The sequence below is a fragment of the Cryptosporangium arvum DSM 44712 genome, assembly GCF_000585375.1.
GTDB lineage: Bacteria > Actinomycetota > Actinomycetes > Mycobacteriales > Cryptosporangiaceae > Cryptosporangium > Cryptosporangium arvum.
Map to the genome: position 1 here is coordinate 3,247,490 of NZ_KK073874.1, position 18,384 is coordinate 3,265,873.

General features: G+C 68.2%; 15 protein-coding genes and 1 tRNA gene. 5 read left to right on the forward strand and 11 right to left on the reverse strand.

Annotated elements, in window-relative coordinates; translation table 11 throughout:
- The first annotated feature begins 190 nt into the window (after positions 1 to 190).
- Positions 191 to 2,266, forward strand: coding sequence for an SNF2-related protein (locus tag CRYAR_RS15230; RefSeq protein ID WP_035851488.1), 2,076 nt, complete (start codon positions 191 to 193; stop codon positions 2,264 to 2,266).
- Complete coding sequence (locus tag CRYAR_RS15235; protein WP_035851489.1) at positions 2,263 to 2,880, forward strand: peptide deformylase; 618 nt, start codon at positions 2,263 to 2,265, stop codon at positions 2,878 to 2,880. Before CRYAR_RS15230 ends, CRYAR_RS15235 begins: the two co-directional genes overlap by 4 nt.
- Here the strand turns inward: CRYAR_RS15235 and CRYAR_RS15240 are convergent.
- A complete protein-coding gene (locus tag CRYAR_RS15240) occupies positions 2,877 to 4,421 on the reverse strand; it encodes a phospholipase D-like domain-containing protein (protein WP_211247457.1) in 1,545 nt (514 codons plus the stop codon). The genes CRYAR_RS15235 and CRYAR_RS15240 overlap by 4 nt on opposite strands.
- Positions 4,422 to 4,431: 10 nt before the next feature.
- Positions 4,432 to 5,787, reverse strand: a complete 1,356-nt coding sequence (locus tag CRYAR_RS43070; protein ID WP_084700517.1) for a diguanylate cyclase domain-containing protein — start codon at positions 5,785 to 5,787, stop codon at positions 4,432 to 4,434.
- Positions 5,788 to 5,911: 124 nt separating this feature from the next.
- Here CRYAR_RS43070 and CRYAR_RS15250 point away from each other — a divergent pair.
- The 3 genes from CRYAR_RS15250 to CRYAR_RS15260 all read left to right on the forward strand — a co-directional run bounded on the left by CRYAR_RS15250 (position 5,912) and on the right by CRYAR_RS15260 (position 7,663).
- Positions 5,912 to 5,994, forward strand: a tRNA-Leu gene (locus tag CRYAR_RS15250).
- Between the two features lie 254 nt (positions 5,995 to 6,248).
- The gene (locus CRYAR_RS15255; protein ID WP_035862711.1) at positions 6,249 to 6,575 is read left to right on the forward strand and encodes an AbrB/MazE/SpoVT family DNA-binding domain-containing protein; all 327 of its coding nucleotides are present in this window, start codon (positions 6,249 to 6,251) and stop codon (positions 6,573 to 6,575) included.
- Positions 6,572 to 7,663: a tyrosine-type recombinase/integrase gene (locus tag CRYAR_RS15260; protein WP_035851491.1), complete on the forward strand. Its 1,092-nt coding sequence runs from the start codon at positions 6,572 to 6,574 to the stop codon at positions 7,661 to 7,663. The genes CRYAR_RS15255 and CRYAR_RS15260 overlap by 4 nt, the downstream gene beginning before the upstream one ends.
- Before the next feature lie 91 nt (positions 7,664 to 7,754).
- Here CRYAR_RS15260 and CRYAR_RS15265 read toward each other — a convergent pair whose 3' ends face one another.
- The 9 genes from CRYAR_RS15265 to CRYAR_RS48030 all read right to left on the reverse strand — a co-directional run bounded on the left by CRYAR_RS15265 (position 7,755) and on the right by CRYAR_RS48030 (position 17,896).
- Positions 7,755 to 8,222, reverse strand: a complete 468-nt coding sequence (locus CRYAR_RS15265; protein WP_211247459.1) for a site-specific integrase — start codon at positions 8,220 to 8,222, stop codon at positions 7,755 to 7,757.
- Positions 8,223 to 8,773: 551 nt separating this feature from the next.
- Positions 8,774 to 10,720, reverse strand: a complete 1,947-nt coding sequence (locus CRYAR_RS47025; protein WP_157017695.1) for a P-loop NTPase fold protein — start codon at positions 10,718 to 10,720, stop codon at positions 8,774 to 8,776.
- A 1,085-nt stretch (positions 10,721 to 11,805) separates the two neighbouring features.
- On the reverse strand, positions 11,806 to 12,969 hold the full coding sequence (locus CRYAR_RS15270; protein ID WP_051570251.1) for a hypothetical protein: 1,164 nt from the start codon (positions 12,967 to 12,969) through the stop codon (positions 11,806 to 11,808).
- A gap of 373 nt (positions 12,970 to 13,342) precedes the next feature.
- Positions 13,343 to 14,419, reverse strand: a complete 1,077-nt coding sequence (locus CRYAR_RS15275) for a hypothetical protein (RefSeq protein ID WP_211247460.1) — start codon at positions 14,417 to 14,419, stop codon at positions 13,343 to 13,345.
- A 110-nt stretch (positions 14,420 to 14,529) separates the two neighbouring features.
- Entirely contained in the window at positions 14,530 to 14,697 is a 168-nt protein-coding gene (locus CRYAR_RS47030; RefSeq protein WP_157017697.1) for a hypothetical protein, read from the reverse strand.
- 169 nt (positions 14,698 to 14,866) lie between these two features.
- Positions 14,867 to 15,397 (reverse strand): hypothetical protein, encoded by a 531-nt coding sequence (locus CRYAR_RS15280; protein WP_035851494.1) that lies wholly within the window; start codon positions 15,395 to 15,397, stop codon positions 14,867 to 14,869.
- Positions 15,397 to 16,389: an ImmA/IrrE family metallo-endopeptidase gene (locus tag CRYAR_RS43075; RefSeq protein ID WP_051570253.1), complete on the reverse strand. Its 993-nt coding sequence runs from the start codon at positions 16,387 to 16,389 to the stop codon at positions 15,397 to 15,399. The genes CRYAR_RS15280 and CRYAR_RS43075 overlap by 1 nt, the downstream gene beginning before the upstream one ends.
- 113 nt (positions 16,390 to 16,502) lie before the next feature.
- Positions 16,503 to 17,522, reverse strand: a complete 1,020-nt coding sequence (locus tag CRYAR_RS15290; protein ID WP_051570255.1) for a DUF4192 domain-containing protein — start codon at positions 17,520 to 17,522, stop codon at positions 16,503 to 16,505.
- Positions 17,519 to 17,896, reverse strand: coding sequence for a hypothetical protein (locus CRYAR_RS48030; RefSeq protein ID WP_035851496.1), 378 nt, complete (start codon positions 17,894 to 17,896; stop codon positions 17,519 to 17,521). Before CRYAR_RS48030 ends, CRYAR_RS15290 begins: the two co-directional genes overlap by 4 nt.
- Positions 17,897 to 18,384: the final 488 nt, after the last annotated feature.

Sequence of the window (18,384 nt, forward strand, 5' to 3'; positions counted from 1 at the left end):
CTGCGCTGTCGTCGCCTTTCGCCGCGGGGAACGTTGCCCGCCGCCAGACCCATCGCACCCGTGAGACGCCTGCCGAGGCCTGAACCACGCCGTAGCCGCAGGTCGTCACCGCCCGGGAGCGCCAGGCTCGTGCCGCGCCGCAACGACACCCCGCCGCGGCGAATCCGCCCGGCAGTCGAAGGAGGATTCTGTGGCTCGACCTGGCCAGCGCCGTACGGGCGCTCGCCGACCTGCTCCGCGTAACCAGCGGGCTCGTCGTCCCGGTGACGTGATCGCGTTGCTCGCCGGCACCGCCCGCGAAGTCGAGGCGGCCGCTCAGCGTGGGCGTGTGACGCCCGCCGTCCGTACCAAGTTCCACGCCGTCGCGCTGCTGCTGCGCGACGAGCGGGCCCGCCTGCGCGCCGAGGCCAACGGCGCCGAGCAGCTCAAACGCCTCGACGGCATCGCCCAGATCCTGGCGACGACCGCCGTGCGCGACACCGAACTCATGGCGCTGCTCGCCGAGGACGCGGTGGTCTCCGACGCCACCCGGTCGCTCAAGCGCGAGATGCTGCGCACCGTCGGCATCGAGCCGGCGCCCGAGGAGGCCCCGCCGCCCCCGCCGGTGGCCACGACGCCGGAGCGCCGGGTCGTACCGCAGTCGGTGGTCACCCGGCAGCTGGCCAACCCGTTCCTGGCCCCCGACTTCGACGCGTACGCGCAGCGGCCGGCCACCCGCTCCCGCCGGCTGACCAGCTGGGAGCTGATCAGCCCGCTGCTCAACTCGTTCGAGCGCGCCGGGAGCGGCGACTCCGCCTGCATGGCGCTGCCCGCCCCGTGGGAGCTGCGCCGCACCAGCGGCAAGGAGCTGATGGCGCACCAGGCCCGCCTGGTCGCCGCGGCCGCCGACGGGCACCGCACGTTCCTGCTCGCCGACGAGCCCGGCCTGGGCAAGACGGCGCAGGCCCTGCTCGCCGCCGAGGCCGCGGACGCCTACCCGCTGCTCGTCGTCGTGCCGAACGTCGTCAAGATCAACTGGGCCCGGGAAGCCGGCCTGTGGACGCCGCACCGCCCGGCCACCGTCGTGCAGGGAGACGGCGACAACATCGACGGCTTCGCCGACATCGTCGTCATCAACTACGAGGTGCTCGACCGCCACGTCGGCTGGCTCGGCAACTTCGGGTTCCGCGGCATGGTCGTCGACGAAGCGCACTTCATCAAGAACAAGACCTCGCAGCGCTCCCAGCACGTGCTCCAGATCGCCGACCGCATCCGCTCGCGCAACCCGCGGCCGCTGCTGATGGCCCTCACCGGCACCCCGCTGATCAACGACATCGACGACTTCCGCGCGATCTGGCAGTTCCTCGGCTGGATCGACGACTCCAAGCCGCTCGGCGACCTGATGAACGCGCTGGAGGACACCGGCCTGACCCCGGCCGACCCCGGCTTCTACGCCGCCGCCCGCCAGTGCGTGATCGACCAGGGCATCGTGCGGCGGCGCAAGGTCGACGTCGCCGCCGACATCCCGGGCCGGCGCGTCGCCGACCTGCCGGTGGAGCTGGACGGACCGGCCGGCCGGTCGATCCGCGCGGCCGAGAAGGACCTGGCCCGCCGGATGGTGGAGCAGTACGAGCGCGCCCGCACGTCCGACGGCATCGATCCCGAACTCGTGCGCCGCATCGCCAAGGCCGAGCTCAAGGACGCCGCCAAGACGACCGGCGAGAACGTGTTCAGCATGATGCGCCGCATCGGTCAGGCCAAGAGCGGGCTCGCCGCCGACTACGCGGTCCAGCTGGCCCGCAGCGCCGGCAAGGTGGTGTTCTTCGCCAAGCACGTCGACGTGATGGACGCGGCCGAAGCGCTCTTCGAGAAGCAGGGCGTGCGGTTCGCGTCGATCCGCGGTGATCAGACGCCACGCGCCCGGCAGAAGAACATCGACGCGTTCGTCGACGACCCTGACGTCGCGATCGCGGTGTGCTCGCTGACCGCCGCGGGCGTCGGGCTGAACCTGCAGGTCGCGTCGAACATCGTGCTCGCCGAGCTGTCCTGGACCGACGCCGAGCAGACGCAGGCCATCGACCGCAGCCACCGCATCGGCCAGACCGAGCCGGTCACCGCGTGGCGCATCATCGCCGCGCAGACCATCGACGCGCGCATCGCCGAGCTGATCGACAGCAAGGCCGGGCTGGCGGCCCGGGCGCTCGACGGTTCGGACGAGGAGGTCGTGCCCTCGGCCGACGTGCAGCTGGAGGCGCTCGTCGCGTTGCTGACGGACGCACTCACGTGAGTGAGCCCTTGGCCGACCAGGTGAAGACGCTGCTGGCCGCCCCGCGGCCGTGGAGCGTGACCCAGGTCGGCGAGGCCGTGCTCCGCCGCCCGGCGGAGCGCTACGACGGCCAGCTCCCCGACGACCTGCTCGCGCTGCTGCTCGACGCCATGCGCGAGCACCTGCCCGGCGTCGGCGTGGGCATCGCCGCGCCGCAGCTGGGGATACCGCTGGCGCTGGCCGTGATCGACGACCCGGCGCAGGTGTCGCCGGAGGTCGCGGCCGCGCGCGAGCGGGCACCGCGGGCGCCGCTCGACCTGATCAACCCGGTGGTGACGCCGGTGGGGGAGGAGCGGGTCGCGTTCTACGAGGGGTGCCTGAGCGTCCGCGGGCTGACCGCGGTGGTGTCCCGTTCCCGCCGGGTGGTGCTGACCGCGTCGGACCGGACCGGGGCCGGCTACTCGCAGGAGCTCACGGGCTGGGCGGCGCGGATCGCGCAGCACGAGACCGACCACCTGAACGGCGTCCTGTACCTCGACCGCGCCGAGCTGCGCTCGCTGTCGACGACCGCGGCGTACGAGGAACACTGGGCCGCGCCGACCCCGGCCCTCGCGGCGGCCGCGCTGGGGTTCTAGGAGCGCGACCAGCGGGAGTAGCGCGCGGGGATGAGGACCTGCTCGGCCGGGGCGAAACCGGCCGGCGCGCCCGCGCGGCGCCAGGTGTCGGGCGGATGACCGGCGGGCAGCCACTCGGTGCGCCAGATCCCCAGCGCGGTGTCCAGGTCCTCGAGGTCGTCGACCGCCGGCGCACGCAGGTGCTCGGCCCACAGGCTCACCCGCAGCTCGGTCACGGCCCGGCCCGTGGTGACGACGGCGCAGGTCAGCTCGCTGTCGGTGCCGACCATCGACCGGCTGAAGAAGTTCGCCGAACCGATGCTCGCGAAGACGTCGTCGATGAGCATGAGTTTGGTATGAACCGTCAGATCCCGGACGCGGTACATGACGACGTTCGTCCTCGCCGGGGGCGGGAGCCGCTTGATCATCCGCCGCAGGTCGCCGGTGATCACCGGGCGCACGGTGCTGTCGCCGCCGTCGGCCGGGTCGCGCCGGCCGGACCCGACCAGGATCACCTTGACGCCCCGCTCGGCCGCGGCACGCAGCTCGCCGTACAGCTCGTAGTGGCGGTTGCCGCCCGGCGACTCGTGGAAGTACTGGTCCTCCAGGTAGATGTAGCGCCGCGCCGCCCGGATCGCGGTGATCAGCGTCCCGTACACCTCGTAGGTGCCTTTGCGGACCACGGCCGGTGTCCGCATCCCGCGGCGGTACACCTTCCAGGGGGCGTAGGACCGCAGCACCCGTAAGGCGACGCCGGGCGCGTCCCGGGCCGGCTGCGCGGGCGGCGGCGGCACCGTGCGCGGCGCGTCGGCCGGGTTGAGCGCGGTCGCGCCGCCGCGCGGGTAGACGAACCAGCGCCGGGGGAGGAACCGCGGCGGGAGCTTGACCGCGTTCTCCCAGCGGGAGCGGAACACCTCCCAGACCCGCTGGGCGGCCGGCCCGCACAGCCGCGCGGCACCGTCGTGCCAGCCCCAGCGGTGGACCCCGAGACGCAGCCGGTCGTGCGGGGTGGTGTCCCAGCGGCTGGGCACCAGGTCGAGGCCGCCGACGAACGCGGTCAACGTCCGGTTGATCGAGAATACGATCAGCTTCTGGTGGTTGGACCCCAGCACCGGCCCGGACCAGTCCAGCAGGACGCGGTCGTGCAGCGGAGGCGTGGCGACCTCCCGCGTGGTGGGCAGCCACCCGCGCAGGGCCCTGGCCGCGACGACGTTGGCCCGGAACGGCCCGAACGGCAGCCAGGGGATTCCACCGGAGTACTCGGCCGCGCTGAGCACGACGCGGACGTCGGCGCCGTCCGCGACCTTCTCCGCGAGGAGGTCCTTCAGCGGCCGGCCGAGGTCCAGGTCCGGGTCGGCCTGGTAGCTGGCGATGTACACCGCGTCGCCCGGCCCGACCTGCTCGAGCAGCCGCGTCAGCTCCTGGAAGTAGGCGACGCCGTCGACGATCGGCTGCCAGTGGGAGTCCTCGACGAGCGTCGGGCAGGCCTCGGTCGAGGGCGGGAAGAACCGGGCGGCTAAGGCCTGCGCCGACACCGGGCTGTCATCGACGTCCGAACTCACGCCGCAGACGTTACTCGGCGGCACTCGCGAGCCGCGGTTCGAACCGTTCGATTCGGCCGCGACCACCGCGTTTGGCCTCGTAGAGCGCGAGGTCGGCGTGGTGGATGAGGGTTTCGGCGCTGTCCGCGTCGCCCTCCAGCGTGGCCAGGCCGATCGACACACCGACGCGGAGCGTGTGCCCGTCGATCTCGTAGGGCTGGGAGAGCTGGTCGTGGATCCGGGCGGCGACCGCCGTCGCGTCCCCGCGGCACAGCACCAGGAACTCGTCGCCGCCGAACCGGCTGACCAGGTCGTGGGCCCGGGTCGCTCCGACCAGGCGCTTGCCGACCTCGGCCAGCAGCTTGTCGCCGACCGCGTGGCCGTAGGTGTCGTTGACCGGCTTGAACCCGTCGAGGTCGAGGAAGAGCGCGGTGACCGCGTGCCGCTGCGCGATCGCGGCCGCCGCGCGCTCCAGGAAGAGCGCCCGGTTGGGCAGCCCGGTGAGCGTGTCGTGCAGCCGGGCGTGCGCCAGCCGGGCCGACCCGAGCAGCGTCAGCGCGCCGACCACGATGATCACCGTCACCGCGGCGGCGAACCCGGCGAAGATCAGCCACGCCACCCGGGTGGTCTCCTTCACCGGGGCCAGCAGCTCCGCGCGGGGCTTGGTGATGATCATCCGCCAGGCCGTGCCGTCCACCGGCAGCGCGAGGTAGTAGTCGCCGCTCGCGGTGACCCCGCGACCGTCGGTCCGGGCCGCCGCGGCCAGCTCCGGGTCGAGCCGCCCGCTCGTCGCCACGATCGTCGCTCCACTGCTGTCGACGACGTACGTGCGGCTACCGGTCACGTCCAGGGCGCTGCGCAGGATCGTGGCCAACTCGTTCACGGTCGCCGGCACCACCAGCACCCGCTGGCCGTCCCCGGCCGCGAACGGCTGAAAGGCGTACACCATGTCGACGCCGGTCTGCGTCGTGATGTCGCCGTAGGTGAGCTTGTCCCGGGTGAGGGCCAGCCGGTAGCCCCGCGTGGTGAGCAGCGACGCCGCCAGCGTCGAGATCCCCGGCGGCGACGCGCTCAGCACCGCCCCGTCCGCGTCGAGCACCGCCAGCCAGGTGATCCCGGACCGCTGCACCTCGAGGATCGGCGCGAGCCCGGAGACCGGCCCGGCGAACATCGTCTCCGCCCACTCCCGGGTCTTCTCCTCACTGGCCGTCACCGTGTCCCCGCTGACCCCCGCCGCCAGCCGGGCCCGCGTGTCGAAGTCCTCGACGATGCTGTGCCGCGCATCCCGCTGCACCTGGGCGAGGTAGAGCCCGGCCGAGGCCACCACCGCGACCGCGAGGAGCACCACCAGCCCAGCAGCGAGGCGCCCTCGCCACGCGGTAGTCATGCCTGTCTTCTCGGCAGCTCACCCGGCGAGCTGAGAACCCGCACCACAGGGGGTGGGGCCGACTTGGGAGTTCGTCGGCGTATTGGGTAAGGTTTCCCCAGCGGTCGCCGAGAGGCGAACTCGCGTCCGGGTGGCGGAATGGCAGACGCGCTAGCTTGAGGTGCTAGTGCCCGAAAGGGCGTGGGGGTTCAAGTCCCCCCTCGGACACACACGCACGGCATACATGCCGCACTTGATGGTCTCGTGGTCAGACCGTGTTGACCACCCTTCCGCGGCATATTTGCTGCTCTTTTCGTCGTGACCACCCTTGTGTGGTGGGTCTCGTGAGCGCGACGGTTCCTGCTGTCGTCCCGGTCTCCGGTGGATCGGTTCCCGGTTACGGGCGGGGCTCGGGTCGCCCTGGGCGGTTGCCGCTGGCGCGGCTCGCGCCCGCTGGCGCGGCCGGGACGCGGGTGTATGGCGTGACGGCGTTGGACGACAGCGGACGGATCCTGGACCGCGGTGTGCTGTCCGCGCTGGGCTGGGGCTCGGGTATGCGGCTCACGGTCGGCGAGCGCGGCGGGCTGATCGTGGTGGCGGCCGATCCGGCCGGGGCGTGCCGCGTGACGAGCCAGGGCTTCGTGGTGCTGCCGGTAGCGCTGCGGCATTGGTGCGGTCTGCGCCGGGGTGACCGGGTGCTGGTGGTGGTCGATCCGGGCCGCGGGTGGATGGTGGTGCATCCACCGGCAGCGCTGGAGGCGATGGTGTCCGCAGCGCACAGCGCGGTGTGGGGCGGTGAACCGCTATGACCGGATCGCCGGTGGGTGCTGGCCGGGCTGAGGTGGACGCGGCGCTGGTGTTGCTGGCGCGTCTGGGGGTCCGTCCGGAGGATCTCGTGGGAGCTGGCGGCGGGCGGGCCGTGGTGCCGACGTTCGCCGAGTACGTGCCGGTGGTGGCGGCCGCGGTCGGGGCGGGCACCCGCCGGGTATACGGCTCGTACTGGAATCGGGTGGTCGAGCAGTGGGGTGCGCGGCGGCTGGACGAGCCGAGCCCGTCGGAGATCGCCCGGCTGGCCGAGACGCTGCGGGCCCGGCGGGTCGTCCGCGCCAACGCCCGTGGGGGCCAGTCGACGTCCGAGCATCTGATCGCGGCGCTGCGGTGCGTGTATCGGCATGCGGTCGCCGACGGACTGATCGGTGAGGGTGACAATCCGGCGCGGAAGGTGCCCAAGCCACGGCGTGCGCCCAGCACCCGCGGCGCGGTCGGGGCGGAGCGGCTCGCGGAGATCAACCAGGTCGCGGCCACGACCGGCGACGACCCTGCGCTGGACACGCTGCTGCTGCGACTGCACACCGAGACCGCGTGCCGGCGCGGCGGTGCGCTGGCGCTGCGTCCGTGTGATCTGGACGCGACGCAGTGTCTGGTCCTGTTGCGGGAGAAAGGTGAGATCAGCCGCTGGCAGCCGGTCTCGCCGACACTGATGCGTCACCTGCTGCGCCATGCCGAGGAGCGCGGCGCGCCCCGGACCGGGCAACTGCTGCGGTATCGCTCCGGGCGTCCGATCACCACACGCCGGTACGACTACCTGTGGAAGCGGATCGGACAGCACCTGCCGTGGGTCGCCGCGCAGGGCGTCAGTACTCACTGGTTGCGGCACACGACGCTGACCTGGGTGGAACGGACCTACGGCTACGCGGTCGCGCACGCCTATGCCGGGCATACCGACCGGCGCGGTGGCGGAGAAACCGGCGCGACCATCACTTATGTGCGTGCCTCTCACGAGGAGGTAGCCGCGGCGCTGGTCGGTCTGGTCGCCGAGTCGCATCCCCTCGCGCCGCTGCCTGGAGTAGCTCCCGGCCCGTCGCCCGGCGAGACCAACGCCGGGAACTCGTGCTGAGGATGGGGCGTCAGGGCTGCCTGCCCGTGACCCTGTACGGCCGCACACGTGCGGCGGCGTGGCCGCCCCAGTGGATAGGTGCCACGATGATCTACCACTGGGGCGGAGCGTCGGCGGAGCCGATCGCGAGCGGGTGCGGTTCGCCGGCGAGCGCGGCCAGTGCGGTCGCGACTTCGTAAGTGCTGGCGCGGACGTAGGTGGCGGTGGCCGACGGATCGCTGCGGCCCTGGTGTCCGGCGTAGGCGTGCGCGACGGCATAGCCGAAGCGGCGTTCGACCCAGGTGAGCGTCGTGTGCCGCAGCCAGTGGGTGCTGATCTGTTCCGTGGCGACCCAGGGCAGGTGGTTGCCGATGCGGGTCCAGAGGTGGTCGTAGCGGCGTGCGGTGATCGGTCGTCCGGTGGTGTAGCGCAAGAGCGGCGTGGTCGGGTCGCCGTCGCCGCGGGTGTCGCGGTGGTGTTCGAGGTGGCGCATCAGGGTCGGGGAGACCGGCTGCCAGCGGATGGTTTCCCCTTTTTCGCGCAGCCGGATCAACAAGTGCGCGAAACCTCCTGCCGCCACTCGTATCGCCTAAGCAGCGGAAGCCACCGTCCGCGTTCTAATTCCGACACCAAACCTCGACAAGGACGCTGTACACCGGCGACGGCGAGGCATTGTTGACCCAAACGTTGGCAACTCCCACTACGCTGCCGCCACCATCCACTCCGTCAGGAAGCCATGCGGCGATCTGTATCGCCTGCTCGCGCAGTCGCTGGTCCTCGCGTGCGGCATCGCGGTCTGCCTCTCTCCGAGCCAGGTCCCTTGTCGCGTCTGCTGCTTTCCGGTAAGCCGCCGCCCCGCGCTACCGGCAAAGTAGAGGGCGGCTCCGACTATGAGGGCCGGCTAGGACGGTACCGCCCGCATTGACCCAGTCGCTGTCCACTGGGGCAACCTAGCGTCACCGACCGTCTTTTCCGGCGCCGTACCAAGCACACTGGCCGCATCGCCCGCCTTGACGAGCACTGTGCGTCTGGGCTGTCCGGTGGCAACAAGCGTGCGCTCCTCGCGCTCGGCGGCCAGTAGAGGACGTTGCATCCAAAGGGCTGCGATCGACGTCGCCAACCCTACTCGTCTTAAATGGGACGTGAATTCCGCAGTGAGAACTGATCAACCGCAGACTGGCCAACTATCGAAGCGCAACTCTTGACCGCACGGTTTATTGATCGTTGGATCTCTGCCGGATGGCGGCCCAGACCGGACCGCGCGGCGGCAACCTCCGTGACAGCGACGATCATTGACTCAGACTGCCAATCTCGCGGGGAGCGATCCGCCTCGAAAAGCGTTGCTAACAAGGCAGCGATTCGCATGTATGGATCGATCGCACTGGCAAGCAACTGCGCTTCCGAACCGCCGGTTGAGGGTCCAGGAAGCGAGCTCTTCGTAAGGGCAGCACTGAGGACTTCCGCTAACGTCCCATCTCCGCTTGCAAGAAGCTCCTTGAATGCAAGAATCTCGGTGAAAGAGTCATCAGCGGCCGGTTTGTGACGGAGTCGTTGGAGGACCGCGCTCAAGACCTCATTTAGATCCGCGGTAAGTACGCGGTCCACCACGGTCGCCAACCGAAGTTCGGAAGTGGTATCGCCGAGGCTCTCCTCCTCAAGGACCTGGACGCACGACCGAGCAGCCCGAATCAGATCGCGAGCATTTCCTCCAGACCAAGCATGACAGAAAAGAACCGCACTGGCTGGCACGTCACTTGCTCGTCGCGCAATGAGATCTCGACTCTCCGCGAAGGTCAGCGGCTTCAGTTCGATGAGCGTATCAAAAGACGAGTCGAAGACGTCGCGCAACGGAACACCACGGGTCGCGAATCTCAGTAAAGCGTCATTGGATACGGATACCAGGAAGTGAACACCGGCCACATGGAACAAGTCCTTCAGGCCGTTCACTACCTTCACTGCGTCACTACCTTTGTTAAGCTTATCTAACTCGTCTACACATATGATTACGGGTGTCTTCCGCCGCGTGATCTGGGAAATCCGATACATGAAATGCCGTAGCGCGTGGACAGAGTCGGCGTGCGTGAGCGCCCGTTCGGCTCGACTCAATTTGCCCTGACCTTCGAGCCCAACACTGCCGATCTTCAGCGACTTTTTCGTCGTTCCCTCGAGGTTCACAGTCCACTTAAGCCAGTCAAGCTGTTGATGTGCGAGACCGGCGAGCGTCCGAGGAGACGACCGCAGGCGGGCGCCCGCTTGGAAGGCGCGCCAAATTTTCGCGATGAGTAACCCGGCTAGAACGCCGAGGCCCGCCAGTGCCGTCAAGCCTGTGTAGCCGACGCTTCTGGCGGCGAGCACCTCGTGTGCAGCATCTCCGTAATCCGGCAAAGTGCTGAGGTTCTGCTGATCGCCAACCCAAAGAAGGGTTAATCCAGCAGCAACTCCGATAAAAAGCAACCAGCGGGACGCTGGCAGGATTTTGTCGTGGAGAGTGGGCGCTAAGCGCAACTGATCGATACCGGAGGATTTCCGCCGTCCTAGCTTCGCGTTGTTTGATGTCGCGCTCAGCAGGGCCTCTGTCAATTTCCAATGAATCAGTCGGACTATTTCAGACTCGCTGTAGTGGATTGGCGCCACAACGTGAGCGCCGATGCATTCGAACTTCGGATTGGCGATAAGGTGCCGCATAAGCGTCGATTTACCGGCGCCTCGTGCGCCGACTATCCCGACTGCAGAAGCAGTATGTCCGGTAACGAATCTGAAGGCACGGTCGTAACTACTCGAGGAAACTACGTACAGATCTTCCACCTCGACCAACCTCGGTGCCTTTACTGCAACAAAAGTGTTTGCCCAGCGTTCTTCCGCCTCCATGAGCTCTGTGATCGCGAGATTCGCGGCCGACTTGAGTTGCTCCTTTAGTGCGTCGACCAGAGAAATTCGCACTTGTAAATCAGTTCTCCGGGCGGACCGGATCCACCAGACAAGCACAGTGACACCCAGCAACTCCCACAGCATGATCGTGACGAACGGCCAGGACAGCGTCGGCGATCGCAATAACGTGCTCAATTTGTTGTGGAGCATGTACCACAGAACTAGACCCGCAGGAGGGCCCGCCCAAAAGGGGAAGGCCCGTATGAAAGATGCGAAAGATATAGCGGATGGTGTTCGCTTGACGTGTTCTATTGTTTCGGCGCACGCACGCAACACCTCGTCGTAGTGGTCTAGAACGTGACCCCGCACTTCATCCCGGAGTTTTCTATCTAGCATTAAGCGGTTCTCAAGCGCGAGAGTCGCATCCAGGTGTCGAGCGAAGGCTGTACGCGACGTCTCCCTCTCGACGATACGCACCGTCATCGCAGGAGCCCGCCATCAATACATAGCATCCCTCTATTTTGATCCCACGTCGCATTGCGGATAGCCGATATTCGGCCAGGAAAGAGTGTCATAAGGTACCAGTCGAGCGGTCGCTGAAGAGGCGAGTCGACTTCGCCGCAACGGACTGACGAGGTCCGGTTTGCCCCGAGAACTGCGCACTTTTGCGGATAGGCTGGTACGCTGATTCGCGCGCGCATGTCGGGGTCTCAATGCAGCTGTCAAACCAGCTTCTGGCTTGGTGCATGCAAGGCAACTCGGAATTGTTAAGTTCATGGCACCCCGATCTGATGTCGCCCATGCCAGGCACGACACTCGGACGTACTTCCGTGGGAACGACAAGCGCCTCCGCGCCAACCAATTGCTCGGTCCGGAGCATCCGCTCATCGGCCATGACAGTACGTTTGCGAGCTGGCAGGCGAGTGGCCAGGACGCCTCGGGAGCTAACATCGGCGTTGGTTCGTACTCGGCGGCGCACTGCGTCCACGCCTGGAGTGCGCCACTGCTCTACTTTTGTCATTGACTCGTGCAAGGGCCTGGTTCACGCCTATTTGCCCAGGGTATCCCGGCGTCGGCACTCATGCCCTGCCTGCTGGCCACGAGTGAGGTCCAGCCCCAAGAGCATAGCTACAGAAGAGCGCTCATTCCGACCTATATGATGACTAATAAACCAAATAGAAAAGGCCGCTTTGCGCTCAAACGCTGCCGAGAAGGCGAGGGTTCGGCCATTCGGGCCGTTCAGTGCGAGCCAGCCTGCCGACGGGTGTCGGCAGGCTGACTGAGCGCTGATGAGATCAGTGCGGTGGGACGGCTCCGTTCGTCGGATCGCCGGCCGGACTGCGTCCGGACACTGCAAGGTCCGCGACGCGGTTGAGGAGCGGGACAGGCGAGTCGAGGAGGCCGCTTTGTCCGACGCTGCGGATCCATTGGACTTGGCGGGTGGAGATGCCGTGGCGGGCCGCGAATTCGGATGAGCTGATGTCAGGGCCGGCTCGCAGTTCGGCCCAGAGTTGGCGCCAGCGCTCGTACGACGCGGGGTCTCGGGGAACGCGTCGAAGTACGTCCGCCGGCGGCGTGGCGCCACGGGGCGGTGGGGCGTTCCGGTCTGTGCCGGGTGGCGTGAGCTGAGCACCGATGATGCGGGCCCACGCCGCGCTGTCGGATTGGGCTGTGAGTGCCGCGGAGATGGCGTCGATGTCGAGTGTGGTGACGGCGATCTCGGCGAGGATGGGGTCTTGGTGTCGCGCACGGATGAGCTTGTTTATGTGCATGGAAAGCGCTGCGTGGCGCTGCTCGCCCCGCAGCTGCTGCCGCGCCACGGTGAGCGATTCCTGGCGGGAGTAGCCGAAGTCGACGGCGAGCTGGCGAGCCCGGCCGGTAACGGCCGGTTCGCGGAGCTCCTGACGGAGACCGTAGACGGGTGCTGTCTCGGCGAGTTTCTCGGCGGCGCGGAGGGCATCGCGTCGGCGCGCGGCGGCGTGGAGCAGCCACACCGCGTAGGCGAAGATTCCCATGCCGCCGAAGACGACTGACAGGTAGGGCACGTGGTAGTGGCCGACGAGGTTGATGGAGACGGCAACCGAAACCGCGCCGGCGGAGAGGACGCGCCAGCCATAGGCGGTCTCGCCCAGACGTCGCCGAAAGTCAGCAAAGGCCGAGGCGACGACGCCGCCCAGGTCGATGACGATCGCGAACGGGGTGACGATCAGGGCGCGCCACCACCAGTCGATCTCCGGTGGCCACGGCGGGGCGTCGATGCCTACCCAGATCTGGCCGATCGCGGAGCCGAGAGCGGCGATGCAGTAGAAGATCCACGCGGCTGTTTGAACAGCGGCGCCGTCTGGTGGAGCGGCGGGGGGATCAGCTGCGAGTGGGGTAGTGGTGAGGTCCGAATGCGACGTGGTTTCGTTGATCTTGCCGGGATCTGTGTCGGCGGTCAGCGATGCAGTGGGCGGCATGGGTACTCCTGCGACGGTGAGGCAGGACCCAGCGCCCCGAGTTGGGACGCTGGACCTGGTGAGGGCGCGTCCCTGGCGATCGCGGTGAGTTGCTCAGCGATCGATGGGCGATGAGTTGATGCGGAAACGGGCTGGTTGCCGATGCGTCCGGGCGACCGTGCCGAGAGTTTCCTGATTCAGCAGAATTCGGTGCACGGTGCCTCTGGAGCGTCCGAGGACTCGTGCGAGCTCGTAGGACGTGTAGTCCAGTTCAGGGTGCGCGCGGAGGTGAGTGAGCACCAGATCGACGAGCTGACCTGGGCGGAGGCGGGGCGAGTGCTCTCGCATCATGAGTCTTGCCGCCGGCGGGTAGTCGCTCGGCCCGTCGCCAGTGTCAGCGAGCACATGCGTGCGTCTCCATCTGTGCGGAGAGCGGCCCGTATTGCGGCCGCGCGGCGACCCACTCGGCGAACGCAGCCCAAGTCCAGCCGCCGCGGGTGATGACCGGCACGGTTAGGTGTCGGGTGTATTCGACTGATGCGTCGGCCAGCGCGAGCGCGGCTCGGACTTCCTCGGCGTCGAGTGAGCTGGCGAAGACTCGCAGTTCGAAGGTGTCCGTGTTGCAGGCGTTTATAGCGGTGTACCGGACGTTGCCGGACGTGCCTTTGGCGTAGTCCTTGACGGCGCGGCGATCGCGGTTGGTGAACGCCGCGAAGTCGGGCGAGCTCCGCCGGGCGAGGCGGACGATTTGCTGCTCGTTGCGATAGAGGAGCTTCATCCATCGGTAGGTGTGGCCCGGTGAGCTGAATCCCTTTCTTGAGAGGTGCACGTGGAGGCCGGTGCGCTCGGACGTGCGGCATCCGTGCTCACGCAGCAGTGTGAGCATTTCCCAGGGGAAGTGCGCGAGTGCCCAGGTGTAGGACATGGGGTGGCTGACGATCTCGAAGCCATCCGTGACGGAATTGTCGAGCTTGAGGTAGCCCAAGTCCCCGAGGTGTGACGTTGCGGTTCGGGCGGGGCCGTGATCGTCGATGCTGTGGACTTCCAGTTCCAGCCCGAGGTACAGCGGACCGGCGCCGTGGAAGATCGGCAGCGGTTTGTAGCTGTAGTCGAAGATCAGTGAGCGTTCGTCGCTGCAGCCGTCGCAGCCGCAGCGGGTGGGACAGCCGTTGTCGCAGGAGTCGGTGTCATCGCTGGTGTATTCGCCGCATTCCTCGCAGCACCAGTAGAAGCGCGAGCGGCAGTCGGAACAAATCTCTTCCCCGGACGCGAGGGTGCTCGTCGCGTCGGATGGGACGGCGCGGTCACAGGAGACGCAGTAGAAGCAGTCACTGCAGTAGGCGGTGGCCAGGTACCACTGGCCGCAGCCGTCGCAACGGGAATGTGCGTGCCCGATGCATGCGCGGCAGCGGAGCGCGCCGTCCTGGGTGGTGATGTCGGCTGGGCAGTTGGCGCAGAGTGCGCTGGTCATTGTCGTGAACCTCCGGTGTTTCCGGGTGTTCGACAGCGCGGGGCCGCATCGCCCCGCGCATGGCGTCGAACGGGGCGATCAAGAAGGTGCGGGCAGTGCTTACGGGTAGGTCAGTGGAGGAACAGGAACGTCAGCAACGGAGTCTTTTCGATGACGGTCAGCGCGGCGACGTGCAAGCCCACGAGTGTGACGATGTGGGTGAGTGGGTGCAGTGCGCCGCGGGTGATCCGGTGGCGGCAGCCGAGTCGTTCGGGGTCAGGTGCTGCGTGTTTGCCCATGAGGGGCCGCCTTCCTGGGAGGTAATCGCGAGCGGGTTCGTTCGGTGCCGTGTCGGGCGGCGGCGGACGACGGGTGCCGTCGGCCGGGATTCAGATGTGGCTCTCGTTCGCGGTGACCGAGTGCTCGTTCCGCGCGTGTCGTGGCGACACAAGCGCTGAGTCGCGCGAGTCAGGCGGCGCTCTGGCCCCTGCCGGTCGTGACCGGCCGAATGCGCAGTGGCGGGATCCGCCGCCAGGAGGCAGCTAGCGTCTCGGGGAGGATCGGGTGGTTGATCACGTCGTAGATGCGGACCCACACGGCGTGCCAGGGCTCGGCGGACGCGCCCTGACGGAGCAGCGCGCCGGTCGTCGGAGGCGTTCCGGCCAGGGCGGGGTGTGTCGTGGCCCGGTAGTGCGTTTGGCTGCCGGCGAGCATCGGGCAAGCCCGGATGCTGTAGGCGGCGCACGGCGGGCAGACCGGCGGTTCGGGGGTGCATTGGAGCCGGAGGTCGGATTCCCGAGCGAACAGCACGGCTCGATCGAGGAGGCGGTTTCCGCAGATCTGGCAGCACTCCTCGAGAAGGCAGACGGCGACGGCCAGGTCAGTCAGCTGACCGAAGAGTGCGATGCCCTCACGGGTGCTCGGGGTGACCCACGGGACGACGAGACCCCCGGATCGAGGACAACCCACCAGGTGCGCGGGAATGTCCGGCGTGCTCATCAGGCGGCCTGCTTCTCAGCCGAGGGAGCCGGGGTGGATGGCTCTGGCCCGGGGCGGAGATCGAGCAGGATGTGCTTGGCGACACTCAGGACGGTTTCGGCGCAGGACCGGATCAGGGCGAGGTCGCCGGCCGCCCAGTCGAGGACGTAGGCGTCGCTGTAGGCGGAGGTGTCCAGATCGAGTGCGGCGAGCACGATGTGCGCGACGCTCTCCGCCTCGGTCTCTCGACGCCCACGGTGCAGATCCGTCCTGGTCAGCTGCTGATCCAGGTGCCCGCATCGGATGTGGGCGAGCTCGTGGGCGGTGGTTTTGGTGCGTTGGGCGGGGCTAACGTCGTTGCGGACCTGGACGACGCGGACGTCGGGCCGGTGCACGGTGACACCGTTGGCGGCGCCGAGGTAGCCGGTGGCAGGGGCGATCAGCTCGTAGTGGTAGCCTGCGGCATTGATCAGCGTCACCAGGTCCGGGTAGGCGCCGGTCGGGTCGTCACCGGTGAGCAGCTGGGGAGCGGCGCGTCGGCGGCGCAGCACCGTGGGCGGTTCGAAGGGTTCACCGTCGGTCTGCGAGAGCTCGAAGGTATTGGCGAGCCGGAAGCCGACGACCTGCACGGCCGGACGTCCGGACGGCTCCCGAACGACGGTGTATCCGGCGGCTTCCCTCTCGGCGGCCTGCTCGTCGGTGGGGCGGCGGCGGATCGGTGCCCACACTTTGAAGGCGTTTTCGCCCGGCCGGACGTGACGATGCTGTGCTTTCCAGCCGGTGGTGCCTGCCCTGTTGCCGAAGGGAAGGAAGTAGCGAGGTGTGATGCCGCGCTCGTCGGCCTGGGCAAGGAGCAGTAGTTGGTTGGTGAGCGTGTACTGCGCGCCGAAGACCGCGACGCGTTCGAGGAACTCGACCCATTGGGCGGGCTCGCTGGCGATCTGGGCGAGTCGCTCGTCGAAGTCTGCCTGCAGTTTTTCCAGTAGGGCGGTGTGGTCCTTGTCGTGGCTCATGAGGTTCCCGTCTATGCCGACGGGCGAGCTGGGACCGTGACGGCCCCAGCCGGCCCGAAGGCGCGAGGTGGAGCCGCCGCTCCGACTCGGAGGAGTCGGATGCGATCAGCGGATCAGCGGTTGTCGTTCCGGGTGTTGGTAAAGCGGCGCAGCTCGTTGGGGTGGATGCCGGTGCTGAGGACGTCGTCGAGCAGGTGCGCGATCCGGTAGTCGGGCTCCGCGGTAAGGGCGCGTTGGAGGGCGACGCGAGCCAGCGCGCCGTTGCCGCCGAGGTATGCGGTGAGCGCGAGCAGCGACGCGGGGGCCGCGGCCAGGTCCGGCTCGGCCCGCCGGGTCAGGTCGGTCCAGAGCGCACGCTGGGCGCTGCTGCCGTCGCACGCGGCTGCGGCGTAGTCGCGGACCGGCGGGATCAGCAGGAAGGCGTGGAGCATCGCAGCGGCCTCGTCGGACAAGGGCTGCCCGTCGGCCGCGGCGTGCAGGGCGTCGTCAACGGCGTGTTTGCCTTCGGTGAGCAGTTCGGCCGGAACAGCGGACACCGCATTCCGGTCTTCGGCGGGCAGGCGAGTGGCCAGGTGACGGAGGGCCGTGAGCGACGCGACGTGCATCCGTTCCTGTTCTGGCCCGGTGACTGGTGCGATCAGTTCGTCGAGGCTGTCGCGGCTGGGGAGCACGACCATCCCGGCGTAGGTGGCTTGCGCCGGGAGTTGGCTTTTGGCGACCGAGTACGGCGTGCCTTCGGGCGGGCACTTGATGCAGCCCGGTGTCACGCAGTAGTAGCGGTGGTCGTCGACGCGGATCATGCGCCGTAGGGCGACGCCTGCAGCGGTGAGGGCGGCGGCCAGCGGCCGAGCTGCGGCGGCGATGCGGTCGGCGGATCCGTAGCCGATCACGATGGCCTCGAAGCTGGTTGCGGCGATCTGTGCCGCCGTCCTCTCGGCTGTGTGGAGGAAGGGTTCGGTGGACGCGTCTTCGGTGGTGGGTGGGAGATCCACTCGGGTGGTCAACTGCACCCTGCCCTCGTCGACGCCGATGGTCACCAGGCTGTCGGCCGGGTGGAAGCCGAGCAGGTAGGGGACGATCGCGATGAGGTCGACGTCGTCGGTGGCCCGGAGACGGAACTCTGGGGTGGTCACAGGTCCTTCTGGTCGCTGAGCGTGGCGGTGACGTGGACGTCGAAGTCGACGGTTCCGTCGAGGACGCCGCGGATGTGTCCGGTGTCGACGAGCAGGCGGTGGCGGACGTCGTTTTCGGTGGCCCACAGGCCGTGGTCGTCCTCCCGGGTGAGTTCGAAGGTGCCGGTCACGGTGAACGTGACGGTGTGGTGTGGCCGGTAGAGGCCCAGATCGAAGTGGACGAGGAAGGCGTTGAGTCCGGCTCGGCAGATCTCGCCGCGGCGGTGTTGGTCGACGACGTAGGCGCGGATCTGCGCGCGAAGCGTGTCGTAGGCGCTGCGGACGTCGGCGAGTTGCTGGGTCGGTGTCTGGTCGACGGGGACGAGTTCGGTCATGACGGGAGTCCTTTCGGAGCCGGTCGCGGCTCTGTCGCGAGGTCGCAGAGGGGGCGACCGTGGATGGTCACTGGGGGAGTGGGGTCGGCGACGCGGAGAACCGACCGGGGAGCAACCGTGGAGCGCGCACCGTGTGCGTAGTAGATGTCCCACCAGCGGTTGTGGCGCTGACAGCAGGCGACGACCTGGAGCTCGGTGCCGTCGTAGGCCAGGACGTTCGCACCGACTCGCAGACGGTGAACGGGCTGGAGAGTGACCCGGTCAGCGGGTCGGACGAGCCAGCGCGGCACGGACGTCGATGCCCGCCGTGGATCGGTGTACTGCAGTCCGACGCGGGTGCGGGTAGTCAGGACGACGGTCGCGGCCAGCCAGGTCTGTCCGGTGTTGACGTGAACGGCTTGGCCGGGGCGAAGCACCGGTGTTGACCGAGCGGGCGAGGTGAAGAGGTCGATCATTGCGGTCTCCGTTTCGCAGGAGAGTGAAGACGC

What these genes read in the sequence shown, in the direction of transcription:
- CRYAR_RS43070 (WP_084700517.1), bottom strand. Translation starts at nt 5,787, where the DNA reads ATGACTACCGCGTGGCGAGGGCGCCTCGCTGCTGGGCTGGTGGTGCTC.
- CRYAR_RS15260 (WP_035851491.1), top strand. Translation starts at nt 6,572, where the DNA reads ATGACCGGATCGCCGGTGGGTGCTGGCCGGGCTGAGGTGGACGCGGCG.
- CRYAR_RS47025 (WP_157017695.1), bottom strand. Translation starts at nt 10,720, where the DNA reads ATGCTCCACAACAAATTGAGCACGTTATTGCGATCGCCGACGCTGTCC.
- CRYAR_RS15270 (WP_051570251.1), bottom strand. Translation starts at nt 12,969, where the DNA reads ATGCCGCCCACTGCATCGCTGACCGCCGACACAGATCCCGGCAAGATC.
- CRYAR_RS15275 (WP_211247460.1), bottom strand. Translation starts at nt 14,419, where the DNA reads ATGACCAGCGCACTCTGCGCCAACTGCCCAGCCGACATCACCACCCAG.
- CRYAR_RS47030 (WP_157017697.1), bottom strand. Translation starts at nt 14,697, where the DNA reads ATGGGCAAACACGCAGCACCTGACCCCGAACGACTCGGCTGCCGCCAC.
- CRYAR_RS15280 (WP_035851494.1), bottom strand. Translation starts at nt 15,397, where the DNA reads ATGAGCACGCCGGACATTCCCGCGCACCTGGTGGGTTGTCCTCGATCC.
- CRYAR_RS43075 (WP_051570253.1), bottom strand. Translation starts at nt 16,389, where the DNA reads ATGAGCCACGACAAGGACCACACCGCCCTACTGGAAAAACTGCAGGCA.
- CRYAR_RS48030 (WP_035851496.1), bottom strand. Translation starts at nt 17,896, where the DNA reads ATGACCGAACTCGTCCCCGTCGACCAGACACCGACCCAGCAACTCGCC.